The organism is Pseudoroseicyclus tamaricis (assembly GCF_012070395.1).
Classification (GTDB): domain Bacteria; phylum Pseudomonadota; class Alphaproteobacteria; order Rhodobacterales; family Rhodobacteraceae; genus Pseudoroseicyclus_A; species Pseudoroseicyclus_A tamaricis.
On record NZ_JAAFYS010000002.1, the window covers coordinates 474046 to 499711 of the forward strand.

24 protein-coding genes are annotated in these 25666 nt (G+C 70.1%); 7 read left to right on the top strand and 17 right to left on the bottom strand.

Annotation, left to right across the window (positions count from 1 at the left end; all coding sequences use genetic code 11):
* Positions 1-187: 187 nt before the first annotated feature.
* From acnA to GY170_RS08715, 3 genes are all read left to right on the top strand, one after another.
* Positions 188-2965: an aconitate hydratase AcnA gene (gene acnA, locus GY170_RS08705; RefSeq protein WP_163892251.1), complete on the top strand. Its 2778-nt coding sequence runs from the start codon at positions 188-190 to the stop codon at positions 2963-2965.
* Positions 2966-3222: 257 nt separating this feature from the next.
* On the top strand, positions 3223-3648 hold the full coding sequence (locus GY170_RS08710) for a cupin domain-containing protein (protein ID WP_163892254.1): 426 nt from the start codon (positions 3223-3225) through the stop codon (positions 3646-3648).
* Positions 3645-3902, top strand: a complete 258-nt coding sequence (locus GY170_RS08715) for a sulfurtransferase TusA family protein (RefSeq protein ID WP_163892257.1) — start codon at positions 3645-3647, stop codon at positions 3900-3902. The genes GY170_RS08710 and GY170_RS08715 overlap by 4 nt, the downstream gene beginning before the upstream one ends.
* 73 nt (positions 3903-3975) lie before the next feature.
* Here GY170_RS08715 and GY170_RS08720 read toward each other — a convergent pair whose 3' ends face one another.
* Complete coding sequence (locus GY170_RS08720) at positions 3976-6726, bottom strand: Rne/Rng family ribonuclease (protein ID WP_163892261.1); 2751 nt, start codon at positions 6724-6726, stop codon at positions 3976-3978.
* Positions 6727-7237: 511 nt separating this feature from the next.
* On the opposite strand from GY170_RS08720, the gene GY170_RS08725 reads away from it, so the two are divergent.
* On the top strand, positions 7238-8308 hold the full coding sequence (locus GY170_RS08725; RefSeq protein WP_163892264.1) for an esterase-like activity of phytase family protein: 1071 nt from the start codon (positions 7238-7240) through the stop codon (positions 8306-8308).
* On the opposite strand, the gene GY170_RS08730 is transcribed toward GY170_RS08725, so the two are convergent.
* From GY170_RS08730 to purC, 6 genes are all read right to left on the bottom strand, one after another.
* The gene (locus tag GY170_RS08730; RefSeq protein ID WP_163892266.1) at positions 8292-9101 is read right to left on the bottom strand and encodes an endonuclease/exonuclease/phosphatase family protein; all 810 of its coding nucleotides are present in this window, start codon (positions 9099-9101) and stop codon (positions 8292-8294) included. The two genes, GY170_RS08725 and GY170_RS08730, sit on opposite strands and share 17 nt — an antisense overlap.
* Before the next feature lie 135 nt (positions 9102-9236).
* Complete coding sequence (locus GY170_RS08735) at positions 9237-10571, bottom strand: sigma-54-dependent transcriptional regulator (RefSeq protein WP_163892269.1); 1335 nt, start codon at positions 10569-10571, stop codon at positions 9237-9239.
* A 64-nt stretch (positions 10572-10635) separates the two neighbouring features.
* Complete coding sequence (locus GY170_RS08740; RefSeq protein WP_394351488.1) at positions 10636-12381, bottom strand: sensor histidine kinase; 1746 nt, start codon at positions 12379-12381, stop codon at positions 10636-10638.
* Between the two features lie 46 nt (positions 12382-12427).
* On the bottom strand, positions 12428-13096 hold the full coding sequence (gene purQ, locus GY170_RS08745; RefSeq protein ID WP_163892271.1) for a phosphoribosylformylglycinamidine synthase subunit PurQ: 669 nt from the start codon (positions 13094-13096) through the stop codon (positions 12428-12430).
* Positions 13097-13283: 187 nt separating this feature from the next.
* On the bottom strand, positions 13284-13523 hold the full coding sequence (gene purS, locus GY170_RS08750) for a phosphoribosylformylglycinamidine synthase subunit PurS (protein ID WP_163892274.1): 240 nt from the start codon (positions 13521-13523) through the stop codon (positions 13284-13286).
* 70 nt (positions 13524-13593) lie between these two features.
* Positions 13594-14355 carry a phosphoribosylaminoimidazolesuccinocarboxamide synthase gene (gene purC / locus GY170_RS08755; protein ID WP_163892278.1) on the bottom strand — a complete coding sequence of 254 codons (762 nt, stop codon included), beginning with the start codon at positions 14353-14355 and terminating at the stop codon, positions 13594-13596.
* A gap of 175 nt (positions 14356-14530) precedes the next feature.
* Here purC and GY170_RS08760 point away from each other — a divergent pair, with 175 nt between their 5' ends.
* The 3 genes from GY170_RS08760 (at position 14531) to bmt (ending at position 17962) form a co-directional block, all read left to right on the top strand.
* Positions 14531-14845, top strand: a complete 315-nt coding sequence (locus GY170_RS08760) for a DUF1476 domain-containing protein (RefSeq protein ID WP_163892281.1) — start codon at positions 14531-14533, stop codon at positions 14843-14845.
* Positions 14846-15044: 199 nt separating this feature from the next.
* Positions 15045-17105: a phosphatidylglycerol lysyltransferase domain-containing protein gene (locus GY170_RS18470; protein WP_163892284.1), complete on the top strand. Its 2061-nt coding sequence runs from the start codon at positions 15045-15047 to the stop codon at positions 17103-17105.
* The gene (bmt, locus tag GY170_RS08765) at positions 16994-17962 is read left to right on the top strand and encodes a betaine--homocysteine S-methyltransferase (protein WP_235924129.1); all 969 of its coding nucleotides are present in this window, start codon (positions 16994-16996) and stop codon (positions 17960-17962) included. Before GY170_RS18470 ends, bmt begins: the two co-directional genes overlap by 112 nt.
* Positions 17963-18132: 170 nt before the next feature.
* Here the strand turns inward: bmt and GY170_RS08770 are convergent, their stop codons facing one another.
* From GY170_RS08770 to GY170_RS08815, 10 genes are all read right to left on the bottom strand, one after another.
* Complete coding sequence (locus tag GY170_RS08770; RefSeq protein ID WP_163892288.1) at positions 18133-19398, bottom strand: glutamate-5-semialdehyde dehydrogenase; 1266 nt, start codon at positions 19396-19398, stop codon at positions 18133-18135.
* A 27-nt stretch (positions 19399-19425) separates the two neighbouring features.
* Positions 19426-20316, bottom strand: coding sequence for an aminoglycoside phosphotransferase family protein (locus tag GY170_RS08775; protein ID WP_163892290.1), 891 nt, complete (start codon positions 20314-20316; stop codon positions 19426-19428).
* Positions 20313-21419 carry a glutamate 5-kinase gene (proB, locus tag GY170_RS08780; RefSeq protein ID WP_163892292.1) on the bottom strand — a complete coding sequence of 369 codons (1107 nt, stop codon included), beginning with the start codon at positions 21417-21419 and terminating at the stop codon, positions 20313-20315. Before proB ends, GY170_RS08775 begins: the two co-directional genes overlap by 4 nt.
* Positions 21407-22444 carry a GTPase ObgE gene (gene obgE, locus GY170_RS08785; RefSeq protein WP_163892293.1) on the bottom strand — a complete coding sequence of 346 codons (1038 nt, stop codon included), beginning with the start codon at positions 22442-22444 and terminating at the stop codon, positions 21407-21409. The genes proB and obgE overlap by 13 nt, the downstream gene beginning before the upstream one ends.
* Before the next feature lie 35 nt (positions 22445-22479).
* Positions 22480-22980, bottom strand: coding sequence for a GNAT family N-acetyltransferase (locus GY170_RS08790; RefSeq protein WP_163892295.1), 501 nt, complete (start codon positions 22978-22980; stop codon positions 22480-22482).
* Positions 22968-23510: a GNAT family N-acetyltransferase gene (locus GY170_RS08795; protein ID WP_163892298.1), complete on the bottom strand. Its 543-nt coding sequence runs from the start codon at positions 23508-23510 to the stop codon at positions 22968-22970. The genes GY170_RS08790 and GY170_RS08795 overlap by 13 nt, the downstream gene beginning before the upstream one ends.
* Positions 23510-24010 (bottom strand): GNAT family N-acetyltransferase, encoded by a 501-nt coding sequence (locus GY170_RS08800; protein ID WP_163892299.1) that lies wholly within the window; start codon positions 24008-24010, stop codon positions 23510-23512. Before GY170_RS08800 ends, GY170_RS08795 begins: the two co-directional genes overlap by 1 nt.
* Positions 24007-24549 (bottom strand): GNAT family N-acetyltransferase, encoded by a 543-nt coding sequence (locus GY170_RS08805; protein ID WP_163892301.1) that lies wholly within the window; start codon positions 24547-24549, stop codon positions 24007-24009. The genes GY170_RS08800 and GY170_RS08805 overlap by 4 nt, the downstream gene beginning before the upstream one ends.
* 147 nt (positions 24550-24696) lie before the next feature.
* Complete coding sequence (gene rpmA, locus GY170_RS08810) at positions 24697-24966, bottom strand: 50S ribosomal protein L27 (protein WP_163892303.1); 270 nt, start codon at positions 24964-24966, stop codon at positions 24697-24699.
* A 15-nt stretch (positions 24967-24981) separates the two neighbouring features.
* On the bottom strand, positions 24982-25629 hold the full coding sequence (locus GY170_RS08815; protein WP_163892306.1) for a 50S ribosomal protein L21: 648 nt from the start codon (positions 25627-25629) through the stop codon (positions 24982-24984).
* Positions 25630-25666: the final 37 nt, after the last annotated feature.

A 25666-nucleotide genomic window follows, 5' to 3' on the forward strand; every position in this document is an offset into this window, starting at 1 on the left:
GCCATCGTCATGACCAATCAAGGCTTCTTGACGGCTATGCGAGGCGGCAGCGGCCATTTACGGCCTCTTGCGATCATCGGTGCACAATTGTATACCGCTCGCCAGCGGCCTCTTGATCGCACGTCACCGTTGCGTCAGAAGCAGGCCAAGTCCGTCACCCGTGATCCACATCCGAGGAGGCCACCCCATGCCCATCGTCACCGGCCATGACACGGCCAAGACCCGCCGCAGCCTCAGCGCCGGCGGCGCCACTGTGTCCTACTACTCCATTCCCGCCGCCACCGAGGCCGGCCTCGGCGATTTCGGCCGCCTGCCCGCCTCGCTGAAGGTGGTGATGGAGAACCTGCTGCGCTTCGAGGATGGCGGCTTCTCCGTCTCCACCGATGACATCAAGGCCTTCGCGGAATGGGGCGCCAATGGCGGCAAGAACCCCCGCGAGATCGCCTACCGCCCCGCCCGCGTGCTGATGCAGGATTTCACCGGCGTCCCCGCCGTGGTGGACCTTGCCGCCATGCGCGACGGCATCAAGGCGCTCGGCGGCGATGCGCAGAAGATCAACCCCCTGAACCCCGTCGACCTCGTCATCGACCACTCGGTGATGATCGACGAGTTCGGCAACCCGCGCGCCTTCCAACTCAACGTCGAGCGGGAATACGAGCGCAACATCGAGCGCTACGAGTTCCTCAAGTGGGGCCAGGGCGCGTTCGACAACTTCCGCGTCGTGCCCCCGGGCACCGGCATCTGCCACCAGGTGAACCTCGAGTACCTCGCCCAGACCGTCTGGACGGATACCGACCAGTCGGGTGAGGAGGTCGCCTACCCCGACACGCTCGTCGGCACCGACAGCCACACCACTATGGTCAACGGCCTGGCCGTGCTCGGCTGGGGCGTCGGCGGCATCGAGGCGGAGGCCGCCATGCTCGGCCAGCCCATCTCGATGCTCATTCCCGAGGTCGTGGGCTTCAAGCTCACCGGCGAGATGATGGAAGGCACGACGGGCACCGATCTGGTGCTGAAGGTCGTCGAGATGCTCCGCAAGCACGGCGTCGTCGGCAAGTTCGTGGAATTCTACGGCCCCGGCCTCGACAACCTGCCGCTGGCGCAGCGCGCCACCATCGCCAACATGGCGCCCGAATACGGCGCCACCTGCGGCTTCTTCCCCATCGACGACGAGACGCTGCGCTACCTGCGCCAGACCGGCCGCGACGAGGGCCGCATCGCGCTGGTGGAGGAATATGCCAAGGCGCAGGGCATGTGGCGCGGGCCGGATTACGAGCCGGTCTATTCCTCGACGCTGCATCTCGACATGAAGACCATCGTGCCCGCCATCTCCGGCCCCAAGCGCCCGCAGGATTACATCACCCTCGATGCCGCGGCGCCGGCCTTCCACGAGTACGTGAAGGGCATCCGCGAGGGGAAAGACGCCTCCCACCGCGCCGAAGTCCGCTGGGAAGGTGAGGGCGGCGCGCCCGAGCCGCAGGACATCCCCGGCAACGAGGGGCACCACCTGCACGGCTTCGTGCAGACGGATGACGGCCACTACCAGATCCACGACGGCTCGATCGTGATCGCGTCGATCACGTCCTGCACCAACACGTCGAACCCCTACGTGATGATCGGGGCCGGCCTCCTCGCCCGCAAGGCGCGCGAGAAGGGCCTGACGCGCAAGCCCTGGGTGAAGACGTCGCTGGCGCCGGGCTCCCAGGTGGTGTCGCACTACCTCGAGGCGGCCGGCCTGCAGGAGGATCTGGACGCCATCGGCTTCAACCTCGTCGGCTACGGCTGCACGACCTGCATCGGCAACTCCGGGCCGCTGGCGCCGGAGATCTCCAAGTCGATCAACGACAACGACCTGATCGGCGTCTCGGTGCTCTCCGGCAACCGCAACTTCGAGGGCCGGATCAGCCCCGACGTGCGCGCCAACTACCTCGCCTCGCCGCCGCTCGTCGTCGCCTACAGCCTGATCGGCGACATGAACGTCGACATCACGACGTCGGCGCTCGGCAACGACAAGGACGGCAACCCGGTCTACCTCAAGGACATCTGGCCGTCGCAGGCCGAGATCGCCGAGATGGTGGAGCGCACCGTCACCCGCGAGGCCTTCCAGGAGAAATACGCCGACGTCTTCAAGGGCGACGAGCGGTGGCAGGCCATCGAGACGTCCCGCGGCGAGACCTACAACTGGCCGCCGGCCTCCACCTATGTGCAGAACCCGCCCTATTTCGAAGGGATGGGCCCCGAGAAGGGCGACATCTCCTCGATCAAGGGCGCGCGCGTGCTGGCGATCCTCGGCGACATGGTCACGACCGACCACATCTCGCCCGCCGGCTCCTTCAAGGAGACGACGCCGGCCGGCAAGTACCTCGTCGAGCATCAGGTGCCGGTGCGGGAGTTCAACTCCTACGGCTCGCGCCGCGGCAACCACGAGGTGATGATGCGCGGCACCTTCGCCAACATCCGCATCAAGAACGAGATGCTGGACGGGGTGGAAGGCGGCTACACGCTCGGGCCGGACGGCAACGAGATGGCCATCTACGACGCCGCCATGGCCTATCAGGAGCAGGGCACGCCGCTGGTCATCTTCGCCGGTGAGCAATACGGCGCCGGCTCCTCCCGCGACTGGGCGGCGAAGGGCACGGCCCTCCTCGGCGTCAAGGCGGTGATCGCGGAGAGCTTCGAGCGGATCCACCGGTCGAACCTCGTCGGCATGGGCGTGGTGCCCTTCGAGTTCACGGGCGGCGACAGCCGGTCCTCCCTCGGCCTGAAGGGCGACGAGAGCGTCGACATCCCCGGGCTGGAAGAGGTGATACCCCAGCAGATGGTGACGGCGACGATCACCTATGCCGACGGCACCACGAAGGACATCGAGCTGCGCTGCCGCATCGATACGGCGCCGGAGATCGAATACGTCGAGAACGGCGGCGTGCTGCACTTCGTGCTGAGGAACCTCGCCAAGGCGAGCTGACCTCCAGCGGTCTTCAGAGACCACCAGACGGCGGGGCCCCCGGGCTCCGCCGTTTTTCTTTTGCGGCGGGCCGCGTTGCCGCTTTTGGCGGCACCCTGCCCCGCCGCGATCCCCGACATCGGCGGTGGGCGCAGGCACAACTGCGGTGTCCCGTGCAGGGGCAGCAACGTCGCGAGGCGGGAAAGCCTTACCCGGGCGCCCGAGCGGGTTGCCGTCTGCCGCGGTTTGGGGGCATTTTGCCGGGGACGGAGTGGGTTATGGACGCGGACGAGATCATCGAGAGACTGGGGCTCCAACCCCACCCCGAAGGCGGCTGGTACCGGCAGACCTGGCAAGGGAGCGAGACGCCCCGCCCGGCGGGGACCTGCATCTACTTCCTGCTCCGGCCCGGCGAGCGCAGCCACTGGCACCGCGTCGATGCCACGGAGATCTGGCATTTCTACACGGGCAGCCCGCTCATCTTGCGCATGGCGACTGACGAGGCCGGCCCGGCCACGTCCCACATCCTCGGCCCCGATCTCGTGGGCGGTCAGCACCCGCAGCTGATCGTGCCCGCCGGCCATTGGCAGGCGGCGGAGGCCGGCGAGGGCTGGGCGCTTGTGGGCTGCACCGTCTCCCCCGGCTTCCGCTTCGAGGGGTTCGAGCTGGCGGGCCCGGACTTCGACATCCCGGAGGCGACATGAGCGAGGCGACGCCGGAGCCGGTGGAGATCGACGCGCGCGGCCTGCGCTGCCCCCTGCCCGTCCTGCGACTACGCAAGGTGCTGCAGACCCTGCCGGAGGGCGGCACGGCGCGGCTGATCGCCGATGACCCGATGGCGGTGCTCGACGTGCCGCACTTCGCGCAGGAGGCGGGGCACGAGATCATCGAGATGACGCGGCAGCCGAACAGCTGGCTGGTGCGCAGGGGCTGCCCCGCTGGAAGCCGGGGCTCCTGACCCCGGCCCCCTGAACGTGAAAACGCCCGCCTCCGAGGAGGCGGGCGTTCTTGTTTTCAGCCTGTGGCCCGGCTCAGCCGCGCGACCACCAGCCACGACGCTTGGGCTTGGAGGAGGTCGACTCCGCCTCGGCCATCTCCGGCTCCGGGGTGCTTTCCGGCTCCGGCTGGGGCTCGGGCTGCGGCTCCGGCGTCTCTGCGACCTCGGGCTCCGCCGCCGGGGCCTCGGGCTCGGCGGTCTTCGCCTCCTCCGCCGGAGGCGGGGTCATCCCGGCGCCATCCTCGTCACCGCCGATTTCGGGCACCGGGGCCGGAGCGGCCTCGGGCGCCAGATCGGCGGCCGCGACCTCATCGGCCGGAACAGGCGCGGGCGCCGGCGTCTCGGCCACTTCGGCGGCCGGTGTCTCGCTGCCGGGCAGCTCCGCTTCCGGCTCCGCCTTCTTGCGGCTGCGCGAGCGGCGACGCTTCGGCTTCTCTTCCGCCTCGGGCTCGGGCTCGGCCGTGGGGGCGGCCTCGGCGATCTCGGTCGGCGTCTGCGCGGCCTCTTCGGTGCCCTCGTCCGCATCGCTCTTGCGGCGGCTCCGGGAGCGGCGGCGCTTCGGCTTCTCTTCCGTCGCCTCTTCCGCCGGCTGCGTCACCGGCTCCGAGTTCTCGGCGGAGTCGTCGCTGTCATCGCCCTCGTCGTCGGACTGGGACTCGCCGTTCTGGCCGCCCTGCCCCTCGCCATTGGCGCCACCGCGCCGACGACGCCGACGCCGGCGCTTCTTCTTCGGCTTGTCGTCCTCCTCGGCGGAGGGCGCCGCGGCGGCGACGGCCGCCGGCGAGGCGGGCGTGCCGGCCTCGGCCGGGATCTCGTCCTCGTCCGGGGTCTCGTCGGCCATCTCCGCTTCCGCCTCGGCCTCCTGCATCAGCTCGGGGCTGACCTTGACGACGGGGGCGAGGCCCTCCGGCACCGAGCGCGTCGCCGTCTTGAACTTTTCGACCGAGTAGTCGGGGGAGATCAGCGTGGGGTCGCCCTCAAGCCGCACGGCCATGCCGTAGCGCTGCTCGATGGCGGCGATGTGCTCGCGCTTGGTGTTGTAGAGGAAGTTGAGGATGCCGACCGGCGCCTTGACGAGCACCTCCTTGCTCCGCCCGCGCACGCCCTCTTCCTCCAGCTGGCGGAGGATGGCGAGCGAGACGTTGTCGTCGGAGCGCAGCAGGCCCGTGCCGTGGCAATGCGAGCAGGGCTGCGTCGTGGCCTCGAGCATGCCGGGCCGCAGACGCTGGCGGGACATCTCCAGAAGGCCGAAGCCGGAGATTCGGCCCACCTGGATGCGCGCCCGGTCGGTCTTCAGCTTGTCCTTGAAGCGCTTCTCCACCGCGGTGTTGTTCTTGCGCTCATCCATGTCGATGAAGTCGATCACGATGAGGCCGGCAAGGTCGCGCAGGCGCAGCTGACGGGCCACCTCCTCGGCGGCCTCGAGGTTGGTCTTCAGCGCCGTCTGCTCGATCGAGCCTTCCTTGGTGGCCCGGCCGGAGTTGACGTCGATGGCGACGAGCGCCTCCGTCACGCCGATGACGATGTAACCGCCGGAGGGCAGCTGCACCGTCGGGTTGAACATGGCCGCCAGCGTCGTCTCGACCTGGAAGCGCGCGAAGAGCGGCATCGGGTCGGCGTAGGGTTTCACGTTCTTGGCGTGGGACGGCATGATCATCTTCATGAAGTCCTTGGCGTTGCGGTAGCCCGCCTCGCCCTCGACGATCACCTCGTCGATCTCGCGGCTGTAGAGATCGCGGATGGACCGCTTGATGAGGTCGCCTTCCTCGTAGATTTTCGCCGGCGCGATGGATTGCAGCGTCAGCTCGCGGATCTGCTCCCACAGGCGCTGCAGGTACTCGTAATCGCGCTTGATCTCGCTCTTCGTCCGCTGGCTGCCGGCCGTGCGGATGATGAGGCCCGCGCCGCGCGGCACGTCGAGGCCGGAGGCGATCTCTTTCAGCTTCTTGCGGTCGGCGGTGTTGGTGATCTTGCGGGAGATGCCGCCGCCCCGGGCGGTGTTCGGCATCAGCACGCAGTAGCGGCCGGCGAGGGAAAGGTACGTCGTCAGTGCGGCGCCCTTGTTGCCACGCTCTTCCTTGACGACCTGCACCAGCATGATCTGGCGGACCTTGACGACCTCCTGGATCTTGTAGCGCTTCGGCCGCGGCTTGCGGGAGGGGCGCACATCGTCGCTGTCGTCGTCCTGGCCGGTTTCCTCGATCGTGGTGTCCTTGTGGACATGCTCGACCGAGTCGCTGTCGTCGTCGTCCTCGCCTTCGTCGGCGGCAGGCGTCTCGACGGGCGTTTCGGCGGCCGTCTCCATCGGGGAGGCGCCTTCGGGCGTCTCGCCCTCGTCGTCGCCGAGGTCGATCGTCTCCATCCCCGCGGCCTCGCCGCTGGTGGCCGAGGACGTCTCCGCCCCGGAGGCCCTGGAGCGCGAGCGGGAGCGGCGGCGGCCGCGCCCCTTGGATTCGTCCTCTTCCTCGTCCTCCGCGTCATCCTTCATGGATTCGGCGTAGGCGCGCTCTTCCTCGAGCAGCGCCTCACGGTCAGCGACCGGGATCTGGTAGTAATCGGGGTGGATCTCGCTGAAGGCGAGGAAGCCGTGGCGGTTGCCGCCGTAATCGACGAAGGCCGCCTGCAGCGACGCCTCGACCCGCGTGACCTTCGCTAGATAGATGTTTCCGGCGAGCTGGCGCTTTGCGGCGCTTTCGAAATCGAATTCCTCGACCTTGTTTCCGTCGACCACCACGACGCGGGTCTCTTCCGCGTGGGTGGCGTCGATGAGCATTTTCTTAGCCATGTTGCCTGATTGCATTCGGCCAACACACGTCGCCCCGGGGGGGCGGCGGGCCTGGCGGAATGTCTGATTGGGGCGGTGGCGGCGCGATCGGGGCACTGGCGGGCCGCGTGCCCCGGGGGGGCCGCTGCCGTTCTGCCTCTGAACATCGCGCGCGTCATCGCGTTTCTTCTCCGGCGGCAAGCCTTGGGGCCCGCCGCCCGTTTCATCGCCCGGCCTCGCATGAAGCGGCGGCTGGGGCGCATTTCGCTGGCCCGGGGGCCATACACCTGTCTCAGAGCTCGGGGGGATTGGCCCGGTGCGTCTGGAACAGAAACCTCACCGGCAACGCATGGTCTGGCCATGCGCACGGCCGATCCCCCTACATAAGGGCAAGGCGGGGCAAGCATCAATGGGCAATCGCTCGGCGCGCCCTCAGGGCGCCATCGCCGTGTCATCTGCCCGTCACCTGGGCGACATGCACCCGTGACGGCGCAAAGGATACCAGAGGCGCAGTCAATCAGGAGCTGCCACCATGACGTCCCGCCTTGCCCTCTGCCTTCCCGCCACGCTCGCGCTTCTCGCTGCGCCTGCCGCGGCGCAGGACCTGCCCCAGCCCGAGTTCTACGGGCAGATCACCCTCCCCTCCGGTCTGTCGATGGGCGGCGTCACCTTCGGCGGCATCTCCGACCTGACGGTGAACCCCGAGACCGGCCACATCCTCGCCATCTCGGACGACCGGATCGAGAATGGCCCGGCGCGCTTCTACGAGCTGGCGCTGGAGGCGGCGGAAGGTATCCTGACGCTCGACATCGTCGCCACCCACGAGCTGAGCGACGAGACGGGCGCGGCCTTCGGCGAGAAGGGCGCCGATCCGGAGGGGATCGCGTTCGACGACGTAAGCGGCCGGCTTTTCTGGTCGTCCGAGCGGGATGCCGAGGGTGTGCCCGCCATCTACGTCGCCGCGGCGGACGGCACGGGCACCGAGAAGGTGACGCTGCCTGACGGCTACCTTCCGGGCGAGGTCACGGGCATCTACGGCAACCTCGGCTTCGAGGGGCTGACCCTCTCCCCCGACGGTCAGTGGCTGATCGCCGCGACCGAAAGCGCCCTGCAGCAGGACGGCCCCATCGCCACGCTGGAGGCCGGCACGCTCTCGAGAATCCTGATGATCGACGCGGCGACGCTGGAGCCGGCGGAGGAGTATCTCTACCCCGTCGAGGCGATCTACGAGCCGCCGACGGGCGAGGAGAGCTGGAACGACAACGGCGTCTCCGCCATCGCCTTCGGGCCTGACAATCAGCTCTTCGTCGTCGAGCGCTCCTTCGCCTCCGGCGCCGGCAACCATATCCGCGTCTACCTTGCCGATATCGAGGGCGCGACGGATGTGGCGGCGGGCGGCATCGAGGGGGCCACGCCCGTCTCCAAGAGCCTCTGGTTCGAGATCGGCGAGGGCGATTTCGGCGGGCTCGATATCGACAACATCGAGTCGCTGACCTTCCTGCCCGAGATCGACGGCGAGCCGGCCTTCCTCATCGCGTCAGACGACAACTTCAACCCGGCGACCCAGTTCAGCCAGTTCGTCGTCTTCACGATCCCCCGGTGACCTCCAGCACCAGCGGCCGGTGGTCAGAGACCTCCGGCCGCGCCGGCACGTCGAAGGCGGCCACTGGCACGTCTGGTGTGACGAGACAGTAGTCGGCATAGCGCTGCGGCTTGGGGTAGAGGCTCGTGCGGGTGTCGCTATGGCCCCGCCCGGTGACGAGGTCGGTCAGGCCAAGCCGGGCGAAGATGCCGAAGCTCTCGCTGCCTGGCAGCAGGTTCAGGTCCCCCGCCAGCACCATCGGCTCCTCCGGCCGGGCGAGGCCTTGCAGCAGAGCCACCATCGCCTCCGCCTGCGCCCGCCGGGCCGGGGTGTCGCCCTTCCCGGCCGGGTCGCGGAGGCCGTGGAGGTGGGAGACGATCAGCGAAGCCCCTGCCCCCTCGATGCGGAATGCCTGCGCGGTGCGCGGCACCGGCTCCTCGCCCCAGCCGTCGGCGCGGTAGCTACCGTGGACAAAGCCGCTCGCGATCGCCGTCACCGCCAGGTGCGGCGCGATCCAGGCGGCGATGCCGTGCTCCGAGGCGACGTCCCGGCCGCTCTCATCCTGCAGGGTGCCGCGGGCGGCGGGCGAGAAGATCGCCTGGTGGCCCGGCAGCCGCCGGCTGACATCGGCGAAGAGGTCCGCCCGCTGATCGAGGCTGCGGAAGGCATCGCGGTATGAGAGCCATGCCGGCGAGGGCTGCGGCGCGCGGGTGACCTCCTGCAGGAGCAGGATGTCGGCGCCGGCCTCCCGCAGCCAGGCGGAGAGCGAGGGCCAGCACTGGCCGCCCCAGGCGTTGAGACTGATGATGCGCATGCGGCCCCTCCCTCCGCACGGGAGAGTGTCGCGGGAGAGGGGCGACGTCCAGTCTGCGGGGGGAGAGGGCGGAGGGGGGCGCTGCCCCCCGGCTGCGCCTCCCCCCGGGATACTTGCAGAAAAGCGAGGGGTGCGTCAGCCGAGGTAGTCGCCGCGGCTGAGGCCGTACTTGGCCATCTTCTCGTTGAGCGTGCGGCGCGGCAGGCAGAGCTCGTCCATGACGGCGGCGATGGAGCCCTTGTGGCGGCGCATCGTGTTGTCGATCAGCATGCGCTCGAAGGCCTCGACGAACTCCTTGAGCGGCTTGCCTTCCGTCGTCATGGCCGGCTGCGCCTCCTCCCCGTCGCTCATCAAGAGCGAGGCGATGGAGCCGGTGCCGCGGCGGGCCTGAAGGACGGCGCGCTCGGCGACGTTGATCAGCTGGCGCACGTTTCCGGGCCACGGCGCCTGGAGGAGCTGGGCGGCCTCCTGTGCCGCGAGCTCGGGCGTGGGGCAGCCGTACTCATCTGCGAACTGCTCGGACTTCTGGGTGAAGATCGTCAGGATGTCCTCGCCCCGCTGGCGAAGCGGCGGAACGGTGATACGCAGGGCCGCGAGGCGGTAGAAGAGATCGGAGCGGATCACCGTCTCGCAGGTCTTGCCCTCGTCGGCGAGGTTGCAGATGGCCGTCAGCCGCGTCTGCGCCGGCTCCCCCAGATCGTTGAGCGCGGTGAGGAGCCGGGCCTGCACGGCCGAGGAGAGCGACTCGATCCCCTCCAGCACCAGCGTGCCGCCGCGCGCCTCTTCCAGGGCCGGGAGGGGGCCGTTCTCCTCCGGCGGGCCGAAGAGGCGGCGGGCGATCGTCTCGTCGTCGAAGGCGGCGCAGGGCAGGATCACGAAGGGCTTGGAGGCGCGCGGGCCGACGGCGTGGAGGGCGTGGGCGACCAGCGTCTTTCCCGTGCCCGTCTCCCCCTCGATCAGCACGTGGCCGTCGGCCTGTCCGAGATCGAGGATATCCTCGCGCAGCCGCTCCATCGCCGGGGAGGAGCCGATGAGCTTGCTCATCAGCGCCGAGCCGTCAGAGAGCTCGCGCCGCAGCGCCCGGGCGTCGAGAGAGACACGGCGGGCCTGGGCGGCCTTCTTGGCCAGCTCGGTCATCCGGTCGGGATTGAAGGGCTTTTCGAGGAAGTCGAAGGCGCCGATGCGCATCGCCTCCACCGCCATGGGCACGTCGCCATGGCCGGTGATCATGATGACCGGCAGCGCCGGGTCGACTGTGCGCAGGCGGCGCAGGAAGGTCATCCCGTCCATGCCGGGCATGCGCACGTCAGTCACCACGATGCCGGGGTAATCGGCGGTGAGGCCTTTCAGCGCGTCCTCGGCGGAGCCGAAGGTCTCGGTATCGAAGCCCGACAGCGCCAGCCACTGCCCGATCGACTGGCGCATGTCTTTCTCGTCATCGACGATCGCGATCTTCATCGCTTTGGTCATGGATGGTCCTCCCGGGGGTCTGCCCCGATTACCGGGTGCCTGCTCTTATGCCTCAAGATAGTGCCTATTCCGCCGCCTCAACCCGACGCTCCCCCGACGGAAGCTCGACTTCGAAGACTGCGCCGCCCAGAGGCGAGTTGCGGGCGGTCAGCCGCCCGCCGAGTTCGGAGACGATGCCGGAGGAGATGGCGAGGCCGAGGCCGACGCCATCACCCGGCTGCTTGGTCGTGTAGAAGGGCTCGAACAATGCCTCCATGTTCTCGATGCCGTGGCCATTGTCGCGCACCGTCAGGCGGATCGAGTCCCCCGCCGCGAGGGTGATGTCGATGGACGGCTCGCGCACCTCCTTCGTGGCGTCGATGGCATTGCGCAAGAGATTGACGATCACCTGTTCGAGACGCAGCCGGTCCCCCGTCACCATGACAGGAGTGGACGGCAAGGTCCTGGTAATCTTGACCTTCTTGTTCTTGAGCTGCGGCTCCATCATCGCGAGAGCAGAGGAGACGGCGGCGCGGACATCCATGGGCGCGAAGGCGTCGGCGCCCTTGCGGGCATAGCTCTTGAGCTGGCGGGTGATGGCGCCCATCCGGTCGATGAGGTCGTCGATGCGGTGGAAGGAGGCGAGCGCCTCCTCGGGTCGCTTGCGCTCCAGCAGCAGGCGTGCGCCCGCGAGGTAGGTCTTCATCGCGGCGAGCGGCTGGTTGAGCTCGTGGGAGACGGAGGCGCTCATCTCCCCCAGGACGGCGAGCTTGGAGCTTTGCGCGAGTGTCTGCTCGGCGACCTGCAGGTTCTCCTCCGCCCGCTGCCGCTCGGCCATCTCGCGCTGCAGGCGGCGATTGAGCTCGCGCAGCTCGGCGCTCTCTCGCTGGAAGAAGACCATGCGGCTCATGCTCTTGCGCGAGGAGACCCAGAAGCCGCCGGCCAGAAGGATGGCGAAGCCCATGATCTCCAGCGCCAAGACGCCGTTCACCCGCTCCCGGACGGAGGCATAGGTGGTGAACGTAACGAGCCGCCAGCCCTGGAAGGGCACGCGCAGCTCGCGGCGCAGCACCGCCTCGCCGCCGACGTAGGCGTCGGGGGGCAGCACCGTCCAGTCCTGTGTCAGGCGCAGCGCCCGCTCGATGGCGGAGGGGACGGATTGGGTGGCCAGCGCCGCCCCCTCCTCCAGCCCCCGCCAGCGCGGCTCGGTGGAGAGGATGATCCGCTCCTCGCTGTCGAGCACGATCACGGCATCCTGCGTGCCCACCCAGCTGCGCTCCAGCGTGGAGAGGTTCGCCTCCACCGCGATGACGCCGAGGAGGGTGCCGCCCTGATCGATCCGCCGGGAATAGACGAAGCGGAAGGCGCCGCTCTCCGTCTCCTCCAGACTGAACATGGTGACGTTGTTGCGGATGGCATCGACGAAGAGCGGCGCGTTGCGGTGCGTCTCCCCCAGCCGCTCGCGGTTGGTGGCCGCGACGACGCGCCCTTCGCTGTCGAAGAGCGTCAGCCCGGCGGCGCCGCTTTCCTCGAGGTAGGAGAGCAGGCGTTGGGAGGAGAGCGTGTAGTCGCCCGTGTTGAGCGCCGCGATCAGCTCCGGGTCCCGGGCGAGGAGCTGAGGGACGATGGAGTTGCGCTGCAGCTCGGAGACGAGCGAGCCGGCATAGAGCGCGGCGCGCACCTCGGCCCGGTTTCGCGTGGTTTCGGTGAAGCGCTCCGTCAGCAGGCTGTTGGTCAGCCAGAGGACGGCGATCACCGTCACCGTGAAGGCGAGGAGCAGCACCTGCATCCACAGGCGCGGGTGACGCAGGAGTTTGGGCCAGCGGCGCATGGACCGAAACTAAAGGGGCGACGCCCCCCCGGCAAGTCGGGGGCGGTCACGCCGCCTGGAGCGCCCCCACGAGACCGGCGAAAAGCGGCGCACCGTCCTCGCCCCCATGCCCCGCATCGGCCGCCCGCTCGGGATGCGGCATGAGGCCGAGCACCCGGCGGTTGGCGGAGAGGATGCCGGCGATGCCCTCCTGGCTGCCGTTGGGATTGCGCTCGTAGGTGAAGGCGATCCGGTCCTCGCCCCGCAGCTCGGCCAGCGTCTCCGGCCCGGCGAAGTAGTTGCCGTCATGGTGGGCGATGGGGATCTCGATGCGCTGGCCGGCGGCATAGCCGCGGGTGAAGGCGCTCTCCACCGTTGCCACGCGCAGCGGCTCGGGGCGGGAGATGAACTTGAGGCCAGCGTTGCGCATCAGCGTGCCGGGGAGCAGCCCCGTCTCCGTCAGCACCTGGAAACCGTTGCAGACGCCGAGGACGTATCCGCCCCGCTCGGCATGGGCGATGACGGCGGAGGTGACGGGGGAGCGGGCGGCGATGGCGCCGCAGCGCAGGTAATCGCCGAAGGAGAAGCCACCGGGCACCGCCACGAGATCCAGCCCGGGCGGCAGCTCGGGCTCCTTGTGCCAGACCATTGTGACATCGGCCCCGGCGCGGGTGAGCGCCACGGCAAGATCACGGTCGCAGTTGGAGCCGGGAAAGACGAGGACGGCGGCTTTCATCTGGCGGGCACCTCCGGAGTTTGCGGCAGCCAAGACCACCAAAGGCGCCGCCGGTCAAGTCACGCGCGCCGGGGGCAGCCGGGTGCCGAATTCCGCGCGGAATTCGTGCACGGAAATCGTGCGATTTCCGGCTCTCCGCGGCGCGGGACGGGCGGGTTTGCAGCCGGGGGGAGGCGCGGGGGCCGGCTCAGGCCAGCTCGACGCGGTAGCTCTCGATCACCGTGTTGGCGAGGAGGCGCTGGCACATGGCCTCCGCCTCCGCCCGGGCCTTCGCCTCGTCCGTCTCGGCGAGGTCGAGCTCGATCACCTTGCCCTGCCGCACGCCCTCGACGCCGGCAAAGCCGAGGGAGCCGAGCGCGTGGCGGACGGCCTCACCCTGGGGGTCGAGGACGCCGTCCTTGAGCATGACGGTGACGATGGCTTTCATGGGATCGGTCCTGCAGGTCTCGGGCGGCGGGGCGACGGGAGGCGGGGCAAACGGCGCCCCGCCCGCCTTCCTAGTTGATCAGCGTCGGCTTCGGCCGGTGGGTGACGTTGGAGGGCAGCACGCCGAGCCGGCGGGCCACCTCCGTGTAGGCGTCGCTCAGCGAGCCGAGGTCGCGGCGGAAGACATCCTTGTCGAGCTTGGTGCCCGTCTCGACATCCCACAGCCGGCAGCTGTCGGGCGAGATCTCGTCGGCGACGACAAGGCGGGGATAATCGTTCTCCCAGATGCGGCCGACCTCGATCTTGAAGTCGACGAGCTTGATGCCGACGCCGTGCATGACGCCGGACAAGAAGTCGTTCACGCGCAGCGCGAGGGAGACGATGTCGTCGAGGTCCTGCTGCGTCGCCCAGCCGAAGGCGATGATGTATTCCTCCGGCACCAGCGGGTCGCCCAGCTCGTCGTTCTTGTAGGAGAACTCGACGATCGGGCGGGGCAGCACGGTGCCCTCCTCCATCCCCAGCCGCTTGGCCATGGAACCGGCGGCGAAGTTGCGCACGATCACCTCGAGGGGGATGATCTCCACGTGGCGGATCAGCTGCTCGCGCATGTTCAGGCGGCGGATGAAGTGCGTCGGGATGCCGATGCTCTGCAGGCCGGTCATGAAGAACTCGCTCAGGCGATTGTTCAGCACGCCCTTGCCGTCGATCACGTCCTTCTTGGCGCCGTTGCCGGCGGTGGCATCATCCTTGAAATACTGCACGAGCGTGCCCGGCTCCGGGCCTTCGTACAGGATCTTCGCCTTGCCTTCGTAGACCTTCTTGCGGCGTGCCATGGTCTCTCCAATCCGAAATGCAGCCCCGGCGGCGCCGGTGGGAGATGTGCGGCCATCGCCCGGGCCCCGGGAAGGGGCCGGCCTCTTGGCTCGGCTCATACGCCAAGCCCCCCTTGCGGGCAAGAGACGTGGCGGGCATATGAAGGGCAGACCGGCGCCTGATGAGGGAAGAAAGATGAGCACCTTCGACGACCGTGAGAATGCGTTCGAGGCCAAATTCGCCCACGACGCCGAGATGAAATTCCGGGCCGAGGCGCGCGCCAACAAGCTCCTGGGCCTCTGGGCCGCCGGGCTCTTGGGCAAGGAGGGCGCCGAGGCCGATGCCTACGCCTCCGAGGTCGTGCGCTCCGATTTCGAGGAGGCCGGCAGCGAGGATGTCTTCCGCAAGGTGAGTGGCGACCTCGGCGACAAGGCCGACGAGGCGACCATCCGCACCAAGATGGCCGAATGCACGGTGCAGGCGAAGGAATCTCTCCTCAAGGAGAGCTGACGCCGCCGCGGGGCCGCCCGCCGCAGCCACCAGACCAGCGCCAGACAGGCCGGGCCCGCGCCCGGCCTTTTTCGTGGGCGATCCGCCGTCATGTCCGCGCGGAGCCGCCGCCGCGAGATTGCGCACAATTGGCGGCTTAACACTCCGTTCAACCCCCTCCCCTAGTCCCGCGCGGCCAGCAACCGGGGGAGTGGGCCGCGTGTCGCAACATCAACGTCTTGATCAGTTCCAGACCGTCCGGGGTGGCGAGTCCGGGGCGCTCCGCTTTCGCCTGCGCAGCCTCGTGCTGCCGCTGCTGGCGCTTGTCGGCTGCGGCTGGCTCTTGCGCAGCGAGCTGGCCGGACTCAGCCTCGCCGAGCTGAACGCCAGCCTCGCCGGCCATGGCGGCGGAGTCTGGGTGGCGGCGATGCTCCTCGGCCTTGTCGGACTCTGGTCCATGGGGAGGATGGAGGGGCGGCTCCACGCGATCCTCGCCACCGGCGTCGCGCGCCCGCGCGCGCGGCGGACAGGGATGCTCGCCGTCGCCATCGGGCAGGCGCTGGGGCTCGGCGCCCTCACCGGCGGCGCCGTTCGGATGCGCTGCCTGCCCGAATGCGGCATCTGGACGATCTCCAAGCTCTCCGTCGCCCTGTCGCTGGCCTTCCTCGCCGCGCTGACGGCGCTGACCGGGCTGGCCCGGCTGGGGATGGGCGTCGGCTGGGCCGGCGCCGTGGCGCTGCCCCTGCTGCTGACGCTCGCCCTCGCCCGCCTCGGCCCGATCCTGCCCGGCCCGGTGCCCCACCGGCGCCTGCGCGGCGCCGACCTCTCCGCCCTGCTGCTCTGGACGGCGCTGGATGTCGCCGCCTTTGCCGGGGCCCTCTGGCTCTTCCTGCCGCCGGGCGTGGCGCCCGTGTCGCTGGTGCTGGCGGTGATGACGGCGATGGGCGTCGGCCTTCTCAGCCAGAGCCCCGGCGGCCTCGGCGCCTTCGAGCTGGTGCTGCTGGCGCTGCTGCCCGGCGTGCCGGAGGCGGAGCTTCTGGCTGCCGTCCTCGCCACCCGCATCGCCTGTCAGGGCGTGCCGGCCCTCGGCGCCGCCCTGCTCCTCCTGCGCCGCCCTGCCCCGGCCCGCGCGCCGGAGCTGACGCTGACGAAACCCGACTCGCGCCTCGCCGCCATGGCCGCCCCGCCGGAGGCCGGCTGGGGCCTCGCCTACCAGGGTGGCGCGCTGGCGCTGGCCCGCTGCGGCACGCGGGGCTGGCATTTGCGGCACGCACCGGGCACGCTCGCCGCGCTCGGCGCCCCGCTGGGGACGGCGGATTTCGCCGGCCTGCAGCAGCTTGCCCGCCATCTCGGCCGCCGCGCCCTCGCCTATGACATAGACGCCCGCACCGCCGCCGCCGCCCGCCGCGCCGGCTGGGTCGTCACCCCCCTCTCCACCCGCGCCTCGCTGGACCCGCAGGAGTGGCGCCTCGATCGCCCCGCCTGCCGCCAGCTGCGGCGCAAGCTGCGCGGCGCCCGCAATGCCGGCGTGGTGGCGGAGCTCGCCTCCTACGCGCCGCCCTTCGCCGAGATGGGCGCCGTCGCCCGCGCCTGGGCGCTGAAATCGGGGCGGGAGCGCGGCTTCTCCACCGGGCGCTACGCGCCGGCCTTCGCGGCGCGGCAGGTGGTGATCCTCGCCCATTCGGGCGGCCGGCTGGTCGGCTTTGCCACCTTCCACGCCGCGCCGGGCAGCTGGTCGCTGGAGCTGATGCGCTGGCTGCCGGAGGCGCCGGCGGGCACGATGCAGACCGTCCTCGCCACCGCCATCGAGGAGGCGCGGCTCGCCGGGATCCACCACCTCAGCCTCGCCAACGCCCCCTCGCGCGAGCTGCGCCTGCTACGCTTCGATCTCAACCGGGCGCTCGGCGTCAGCGGGCTCGTGCAGTTCAAGGGTGCCTTCGGACCGGACTGGACGCCACGCTACGCCGCGGCGCCCTCGCGCCCTGCCCTCCTCTTCGGCCTAGCCGCCGCCGCGCACGCCATCTGGCGGCCCGATCCGTTGCCGGCGCCCTTTCCGTTTGAAGTTCCGGCCGGCGCATGCCATTCGCTGGGCGAAAATCCCCTGACCTCGCGGGAGACCTTTCCATGGCAGACCTCCTCTCGACCCTCCTCTCCCGCCGCGACTGGCTTCTGGCCGACGGCGCGACGGGCACCAACCTCTTCAACATGGGGCTCGAAGCTGGCGAAGCCCCTGAGCTCTGGAACGAAGCGCATCCGGAGCGTATTTCGGCGCTCTATCTAGGCGCCATCGAGGCCGGGTCGGACATCTTCCTCACCAACTCCTTCGGCGGCAACGCAGCGCGGCTGAAGCTGCATGGCGCCCAGGACCGGGCGCGGGAGCTCAACCGCATGGCAGCCGAGATCGGTCGCGAGGCGGCCGACAAGGCCGGGCGGCCCGTCGTCGTCGCCGGCTCCGTCGGGCCGACGGGGGAGATCATGGAGCCGATGGGGGCGCTGACGAAGGCCTCCGCCGTCGAGATGTTCCACGAGCAAGCCGAGGGGCTGAAGGAGGGCGGCGCCGACGTGCTCTGGGTGGAGACGATCTCCGCCGCCGAGGAATTCAAGGCTGCCGCCGAGGCCTTCGCGCTGGCAGACATGCCCTGGTGCGGCACGATGAGCTTCGACACCGCGGGTCGCACGATGATGGGCCTGACGGCGGCGGAGCTGGTGAAGCTGATCATGAAGCTGCCGAACCCGCCGGTCGCCTTCGGCGCCAATTGCGGCGTCGGCGCGTCCGATCTCATCCGCACCACGCTGGCCTTCTCGGCCGCGGGGCCGGAGCGGCCGCTGATCGCCAAGGGCAATGCCGGCATCCCGAAATACGTCGACGGACACATCCATTACGACGGCACGCCGGCCCTGATGGCCGAATACGCGCTTCTCGCCCGCAGCGCGGGGGCGACGATCATCGGCGGCTGCTGCGGCACGATGCCCGAGCACCTGCGCGCCATGCGCGAGGCGCTGGAGACGCGCGAGCCCGGCCCGCGCCCGGCGCTGGAAGAGGTGGTCGAGGCGCTCGGCGGCTTCTCCTCCGCCTCCGACGGATCGGGAGAGGACGCCCCGCAGCGCCGCGCCCGCACCGGGCGCCGCCGGCGCTGACCGGCCGCCACGGGGAGCGGAAACCATATGGTTTCCGCCTTCGATTTCCATATGGAAATCGGCGCCCGGCGGGAGCGGCGCGCCTCGGTTGAGGCCGATGCTCTGCGCCGCCGCCGGGGGACGGAAATCGTGCGATTTCCGTGCACGAATTCCGCGCGGAATTCGTCTTCTTAGCGGCGGACGGCGCCCTTGCCATCGACGAGGTACTTGAAGCTGGTCAGCTGCTCGGCGCCCACCGGGCCGCGGGCATGCATCTTGCCCGTCGCGATGCCGATCTCCGCCCCCATGCCGAACTCGCCGCCATCGGCGAACTGGGTGGAGGCGTTGCGCATCAGGATCGCCGAATCGAGCCGCTGGAAGAAATGCGCGGCGGCCTGGTCATCCTCGGTGATGATCGCGTCGGTGTGGTTGGAGCCGTAGGTGCGGATGTGGTCGATCGCCTCGTCCACCCCGTCCACCAGCTTCGCCGCGCAGATCATGTCGAGGAACTCCTTGCCGAAGTCCTCCGGGCTGGCCTTGACGGTGCCCGGCACCTTGGCGAGGTCGCCATCGGCCCGCACCTCGACCCCCGCCTTCATCAGCGCCTCGATCAGGATCGGCCCGTGCTGCGTGTAGAAGCGCCAGTCGATCAGCAGGCATTCGAGCGCCCCGCAGATGCCCGTCCGCCGGGTCTTGGCGTTGAGCACGACCTCCAGCGCCATGGCCGGATCGGCCGTGGCGCCGACATAGGTGTGACAGATCCCCTCCAGATGCGCGAAGACCGGCACCCGAGCCTCGCGCTGGACGAGGCCGACGAGTCCCTTGCCGCCTCGGGGGACGATCACGTCGATATATTGCGTGGCCTTCAGCATCTCCGACACCGCCTCGCGGTCGCGCACGGGGACGAGCTGGATCGCCGACTCCGGCAGGCCGGCCTGCTTCAGGCCGGTGGTCAGGCACTGGTGGATCGCCGTGGATGAGTTGAAGCTCTCCGACCCGCCACGCAGGATCGCCGCGTTGCCGGCCTTGAGGCAGAGCGCGCCGGCATCGGCGGTGACGTTCGGACGGCTCTCGTAGATGACGCCAACGACGCCGAGCGGCGTGCGCACGCGGCGGATGTGGATACCCGAAGGCATGTCCCATTCCGCGATCACCTGCCCCACCGGGTCCCGCTGCTCGGCGATGGCACGAAGCCCATCGACCATCCCCTGGATGCGCCGCTCATCGAGCATCAGCCGGTCCATCATCGCCGGCGAGAGGCCCTTCTCCTCGCCGTAGACGAGGTCCTCGCAATTGGCGTCGATGATCTCCTGCCGCCGCTCCCAGAGGGCATAGGCGGCGCTCTGCAGCGCGGCGACCTTGCGGTCCTCCGCCGCGAAGGCCAGCTCGGCGGCGGCGGCGCGCGCATTGCGGCCGATCTCGTCCATGACGGCGGGGATATCGGTGAGGTCTTTCATGGGCTTCGTCTCCTGTCGGGGAGCGGTTTACGCCCATTCCTGCCCTTTGGGAACATCGGCGAGTACGGCCGCGAGGGCCGAGGCCATCTCGGCGTCGATCCCGTCGTCATGGGGCGTGCCGGCGTTCCAGATCTGGCTGATGCCGCAGAGCGCGATAGCCCAGGCGATGGGGCGGCCCGGCTCCTCCGGCGCGAGGGCCCGGGCGAGCGCCTCGATCCGGGCCGGGGCGAGCGCGAGGTCACGCCGTCCCACGGGGTTGCGGAAGAGGTTGGCCGCCTCGAAGCCGGGATCGCCGATCAGGCCCTTGGGGTCGATGGCCCGCCAGCCCTCCGGCGTCTCGATGATGTTGTCATGGTGGAGGTCGCCATGCAGCACCACCGGGGGGCGAGGGGCGGAGAGGAGGCGGCGGGCGATGGCGCGGGGGCGCGCGAGGTGGGCGGCCTGGCTCGTGAGGAGCGGGGCGAACATGTCCTGCAGCGGCAGGAGGGGCGCGAGGGTGGCGGCGTCGGAGGGGGGCTGTCTGCCCCCCGCGCCTGCGGCGCCCTCCCGAGGATTTTCGGGGACCAAAGACGAGGGGGCGTGGTGGAGGCGATGGATCAGGGCGGCGAGGGCGGGGAAGGTGCCGGCGTCGCCGTGGGTGCGGACGCGGTCGCCGAGGGGCGGGCCGGGGAGCCACTCGAGGAGCATGGCGCCCGGGGCCTCCGCGTAGAGGCGGGCGGCGGCGTGGCCCTGCCAGTGGCGGAGGGCGGTGGCGCCGCGGCGCTCCTCGGCGCCCGCCTCGGTGAGGAGCTTGAGGGCCGCGGGTCCCTGCGGGCTGTCGCAGCGGTAGATGCGGGAGGAGCGGGTCTCGGCGACGGGAGTGAGCGGGCCGAGCTGCCAGAGGCGGAGGAGGGCGGCGAGGCGGGAGGCCCCGCTCACAGCACCATGTCGTCGCGGTGGATCAGGGCGGCGCGGCCCTTGTAGCCGAGGATCGCCTCGATCTCCGCCGAGCGGCGGCCCTGGATCTGGCGGGCCTCGTCCGAGGTGTAGCGGATCAGGCCGAGGCCGAGCTGGCGGCCGGCGGCGGAGTGGATGGTCACCGGCTCGCCGCGGCCGAAGCGGCCCGTCACCTTCGTCACCCCGGCAGGGAGCAGCGACTTGCCGTTGGCGAGCGCCGTCTCCGCGCCGGCATCCACCACCAGCTCGCCCTTCGGCTTCATTGCCGCGATCCACATCTTGCGGGCGAGCTGCGGGCTGCGCTGCGCAGTGAACCACGTCGCGGGGGCACCGTTTTCCAGCGCCGCCAACGGGTTGAGCGGCGAACCTAAGGTGATCGCCATGGTGCAGCCGCCCTCCACCGCGAGCCGCGCCGCCATCACCTTGGTGCGCATCCCGCCCTTGGAGACGCCGGAGATGCCCTCGCCGGCCATGGCCTCGATCTCGGGCGTGATCTCCTCCACCACGTCGAGCCGGCGGGCCTCCGGTTCCAGCCCCGGATTTGCGGTGTAGAGGCCGTCGACATCGGAGAGCAGCACCAGGAGGTCGGCGCCGATGGTGACGGCCACCTGTGCGGCGAGGCGGTCATTGTCGCCGTAGCGGATCTCGTCGGTGGCGATCGTGTCGTTCTCGTTGACGATGGGGGTCACGCCGAGGGCGAGCAAAGTCTCCATCGTCGCGCGGGAGTTGAGGTAGCGCCGGCGGTCGGCCGAATCCTCCAGCGTCACCAGCACCTGCCCGGTGGTCAGGCCGTGGGGGGCCAGCGCCTCCTCATAGGCGCGGGCGAGGCGGATCTGGCCGACGGCGGCGGCGGCCTGTGCCTGCTCCAGCGGCAGGGCGCCGGGGGGAAGGCGGAGAGCGCCGCGCCCCAGCGCGATGGACCCGGAGGAGACGAGCACCACCTGCTGGCCCCGGGCGCGCAGGCGGGCGACATCGGCGGCGAGGGCATGGAGCCAGTCGGAGCGCAGGCTCCCCGTCTGGCGGTCGACGAGGAGGGCCGAGCCGATCTTGACGACGACGCGGCGCGCCTCGCTCAGGGCTCCCACGGCCCCTCCTCCTCGCCCTCGGGCGCCTCCGCCTTCCGGCCTTTGCGGATCTCGCGGCGCAGCGCCCGCAGCACGCCCGTCACCCCGTCGCCGGTGACGCCGGACATGGCGTGGACGGGGCCGCCGGCCTCCTGCCGCAGCGCCTCGACCAGCTCTTCGAGGTGGTCGTCAGGGATGGCGTCCGTCTTGTTGATGACGGTGGTGCGGGGCTTCTCGGCGAGGGCGCCGCCATAGACCTCCAGCTCGCCGATGATGGTGTGGTAATCGGCCAGCGGGTCCAGCGCCGCGCCATCGACGAGGTGGAGCAGCACCGCGCAGCGCTCGACATGGCCGAGGAAGGTATCACCGAGTCCCCTGCCCTCGCTGGCGCCCTCGATCAACCCCGGGATGTCGGCGACGACGAATTCGGCTCCATCCACGCCTACGACACCTAGGTTGGGGACCAGCGTCGTGAAGGGGTAATCGGCGATCTTCGGGCGGGCATTGGACGTCGCGGCGAGGAAGGTGCTCTTGCCGGCATTGGGCAGGCCGAGGAGGCCGACATCGGCGATCAGCTTCAGGCGCAGCCAGATCTCGCGCTCCACCCCTTCCTGGCCGGGGTTGGCCTTACGGGGGGCCTGGTTGGTGGCCGTCTTGAAGCGCAGGTTCCCCCAGCCGCCATTGCCGCCCTTGGCGAGGAGGACGCGCTGTCCCGCCTCCGTCAGGTCGGCGATCAGCGTCTCGCCATCTTCGGCGAGGATCTCGGTGCCCGCCGGGACGCGCAGGGTGATGTCGTCGCCATCGGCGCCGGTGCGCTGGCTGCCCTGCCCGGCGCGGCCGTTCTTGGCGAAGAAGTGCTGCTGGTAGCGGAAATCGATGAGGGTGTTCAGCCCCTCCACCGCCTCGGCCCAGACATCGCCGCCGCGCCCGCCGTCACCGCCGTTGGGGCCGCCGAACTCGACATACTTCTCGCGGCGGAACGACGTGCAGCCGTTGCCGCCCGCGCCGGAGCGGATCGTCACGCGTGCCAGATCGAGGAATTTCATAAGTTCATGTCCCGCCCTGAAGCGGAGGCATTACCTCAGGCGGCGCCCCGGCTCAAGCGGCTCTCCCAATCGGCGCGGGTGAGACGGAAGCGGCGGATGGCGACGATGCGGCGGCGGGCCTTGGAGTAATCGAGCTGCATCGCTTCCTCGGTGAAGCCGAGCTTGAGGAGCACGCGCGCCGAGGCCGGGTTGTCCACCCAGGCCGAGCCGGTGATCTCCGCGCGCCCCTGCCCGAAGGCGATGGTCAGCGCGTAGGTGGCGGCGGCGGTGGCGATGCCCTGCCCCGCGAGGTCCAGCCGGTACATGTAGCCGATGTCGCCGGAGACGACGCCGACGGAGCCGAGCAGCTCCGCGCCGCGGAAGACGCCCCAGACGAAGCCGTCGCCCTTGAAGGGCTTGGCACGCCCTTCGGTGAAGGGGCGCGACGGCGGCCAGGGCCAGCCGCCGAGCTGGCGCACGACCTGCCAGTCGGAGACGAGGGCGTGGAGCGCGTCGGCATCCTCCGGAGAGAGCGGGCGGTAGGTCAGCGGCTCCATGGCATCCGCTCCCACCCGGCGCGCGTGAGGGTCAGCTCGACGCCCGGGAGCGCCTCGCCGTGGAAGAGGGAGTCCTGTATCGTCCGGCCCGTCTCGACGAAGCCGAGAGAGGCAAGGAGGTGGCCCGATGCGCGGTTCGCCTCGAAATGGCCGGCGTGGATATGGCCGGCGTGGATCTCCCCCAGCTCCGGCCGGGCGCGGAAGACGTGTGTGAGGAAGGCGCGGCAGGCCTCCCCCGCGATGCCCTGCCCCCAGTGCGGCCGGTCGATGATCAGGCCGAGCCAGCCTGCCGCCAGCGTCACCTGCCCGATGAACCGGCCGTCCCGCACGACGGCAACCCGCTGGCCGCGCTCCGGATCGAAGGGCCGGAAGCGGCTGCGCGCGATGGCCTCGTCCATCGGGTGGGGCCAGACGGCGCAGTATTCGATCACCTCGCGGTTGGAGACCATGGCGAGGAAGGCGGGGAAGTCCTCCTCCCGCCGCTCGCGGAGGGTGAGGCGCGGTGTGCCGATGCGGACGGGGGCGTCCATCAGCGCGCCTCCCACGCCTCGCGGGTCAGCACCATCTCCTGCAGGGCCAGCGCCTGCGCGGAGGGACGATGGTAGCGCGCCACGATGCGGGTGGGGACGAAGCCGTGCTTCGTCAGCACGGCGCGGGAGGGGCCGTTGCCGAGGAAGTAGCCGGAGTCGAGCGGCGACGGATCCGTCCCGAAGCGCCACGCGAGCACGGCCGCGGCGACCTCCGACATGATCCCTTGCCCCCAGAGCGGCGGCGCCAGCCAGTAGCCGAATTCAGCGCCCGCGCCGATGACGCCGACGACGCGGCCCTCCACCTCGATGCCGAAGGTCTGTGAATCGGCGCCCTCGGTGACAAACCACTCGGCATCCGCCAGCCCATAGGGCCATGGCGGGGCGGAGAGCCATCGCATGACCCGCCACTCGGCAATGCCCTCGGCGATGTCCGGCGCGTCGCCGGGGCGGAGCGGGCGCAGAAGCGCCTGCGCCGTCCTCAGCTCCGGCGCGCCGGTCATTGCGGCAGTTTGAGCGCGTAGGTCCATGTCGGCACGGCGGAGCCGCGGGCGACGCAATACGCCTCGGCATCGCCGAGATACTCGAAGCCGCTGTTCGTCAGCACCCGGGCGGAGCCGGGATTGTCCTGGAAGACCTCGGCGAAGAGCTGCGCCGCGCCGTGCGGATTGGCGGCGATGAGGGCGCGCAGCGCCTCCGTCGCCAGACCCGTGTTCCAGAATGCAGGCGCCACCCAGTAGCGCACTTGGCTCTGGTTGCGCTCCAGCGGCGTCAGCACGACGATCCCGAGGAACTCGCTGCCGCCGGCCGGGGAGGCATCCATCGCCCAGACGTCCTCAACCCGATCCGGGGCGCTGGCGCGCTGAATGAAGGCCTCGGCGGCGCCGGGCGGATAGGGATGCGGGATGTTCGGCGTGGCGCGCGCGAGGCGCCTGTCGCCGGCATAGAGCGCGATGAGCCCGGCATCGGACCGGCGCAACGGGCGCAGGATGAACCGCTCGGCCTCGATCACGGGCTGGGCGGTCTGTTGCGCGGTGGTCATCTCTTCCTCCTCGGCGGCCAGGCCGCCCCATACAGGATGAACCTTAGGGAAACGCGACATCCCCCTGAAAAATCCGCGTGACAAAACGCGAAGAGGGGACCGGCTCCTCCACCGGTCCCCTCCTTTTTCACTCCGGTCGGGGCCGGCTTACTCCGCGGCTTCCGCCACCGGGAGCACGGAAATGAAGGTGCGGCCCTTCAGACCCTTGTGGAAGGTCACGCGGCCCTCGGCCTTGGCGAAGATCGTGTGATCCTTGCCCATGCCGACGTTCTCGCCGGGCCACATCTTCGTGCCGCGCTGGCGCATGATGATGTTGCCGGGGATGACGATCTCGCCCCCGAACTTCTTCACGCCGAGACGGCGGCCGGCAGAGTCGCGACCGTTGCGGCTGGAACCGCCTGCTTTCTTGTGAGCCATGAGTCTTGCTCCCTCTTACTTGCCGGCCAGATCTTTGGCCTGTTCAACCCAGCCCTCACGCTCGATGCGGCCCTTGAAATCGAGCTTCTCGTCGATTTCGGCCACGTCGGCGTCGGTCCAGGCGGCGATCTGGGCAAAGCTCGTCACGCCGGCGTCCTGCAGCTTCTGGGCCAGCACCTTGCCGACACCGGAGAGCTTGGTGAGATCGTCGTTCCCCTCGGCCTTCGCGGCCTTGGAGGTGTCGGCCTTCGGCGCGGCGGCCTTCTTCGGCGCGGCCTTCTTGGGGGCCGGCTCGGAGGTCGCGGAGGCGGAGACGGAGCCCGCGCCGATGGCGGCCTTCACGCCCGTCGCATCGGCGCCGGATTCCACCAGCTCGGTCACGCGCACCAGCGTCAGCTGCTGGCGGTGGCCCTTCGTCCGCTTGGACGAATGCTTGCGCCGGCGGCGCACGAAGTTGATGACCTTCTCGCCCTTGATCTGGTCGATCACTTCCGCCTGCACGGCGGCGCCATCGACGAGCGGGGCACCGACGGTGCCGCCCATGACGAGGATATCGTTGAACTGAACCGTATCGCCGGCGTCAGCCGCCAGCTTCTCGACCCGCAGGACATCGCCGGAGGCGACTTTGTACTGCTTGCCGCCGGTCCGAAGAACCGCAAACATGCGTCTTTCCTTCTTGCTCCGCGCCCTGTGGCCGCTC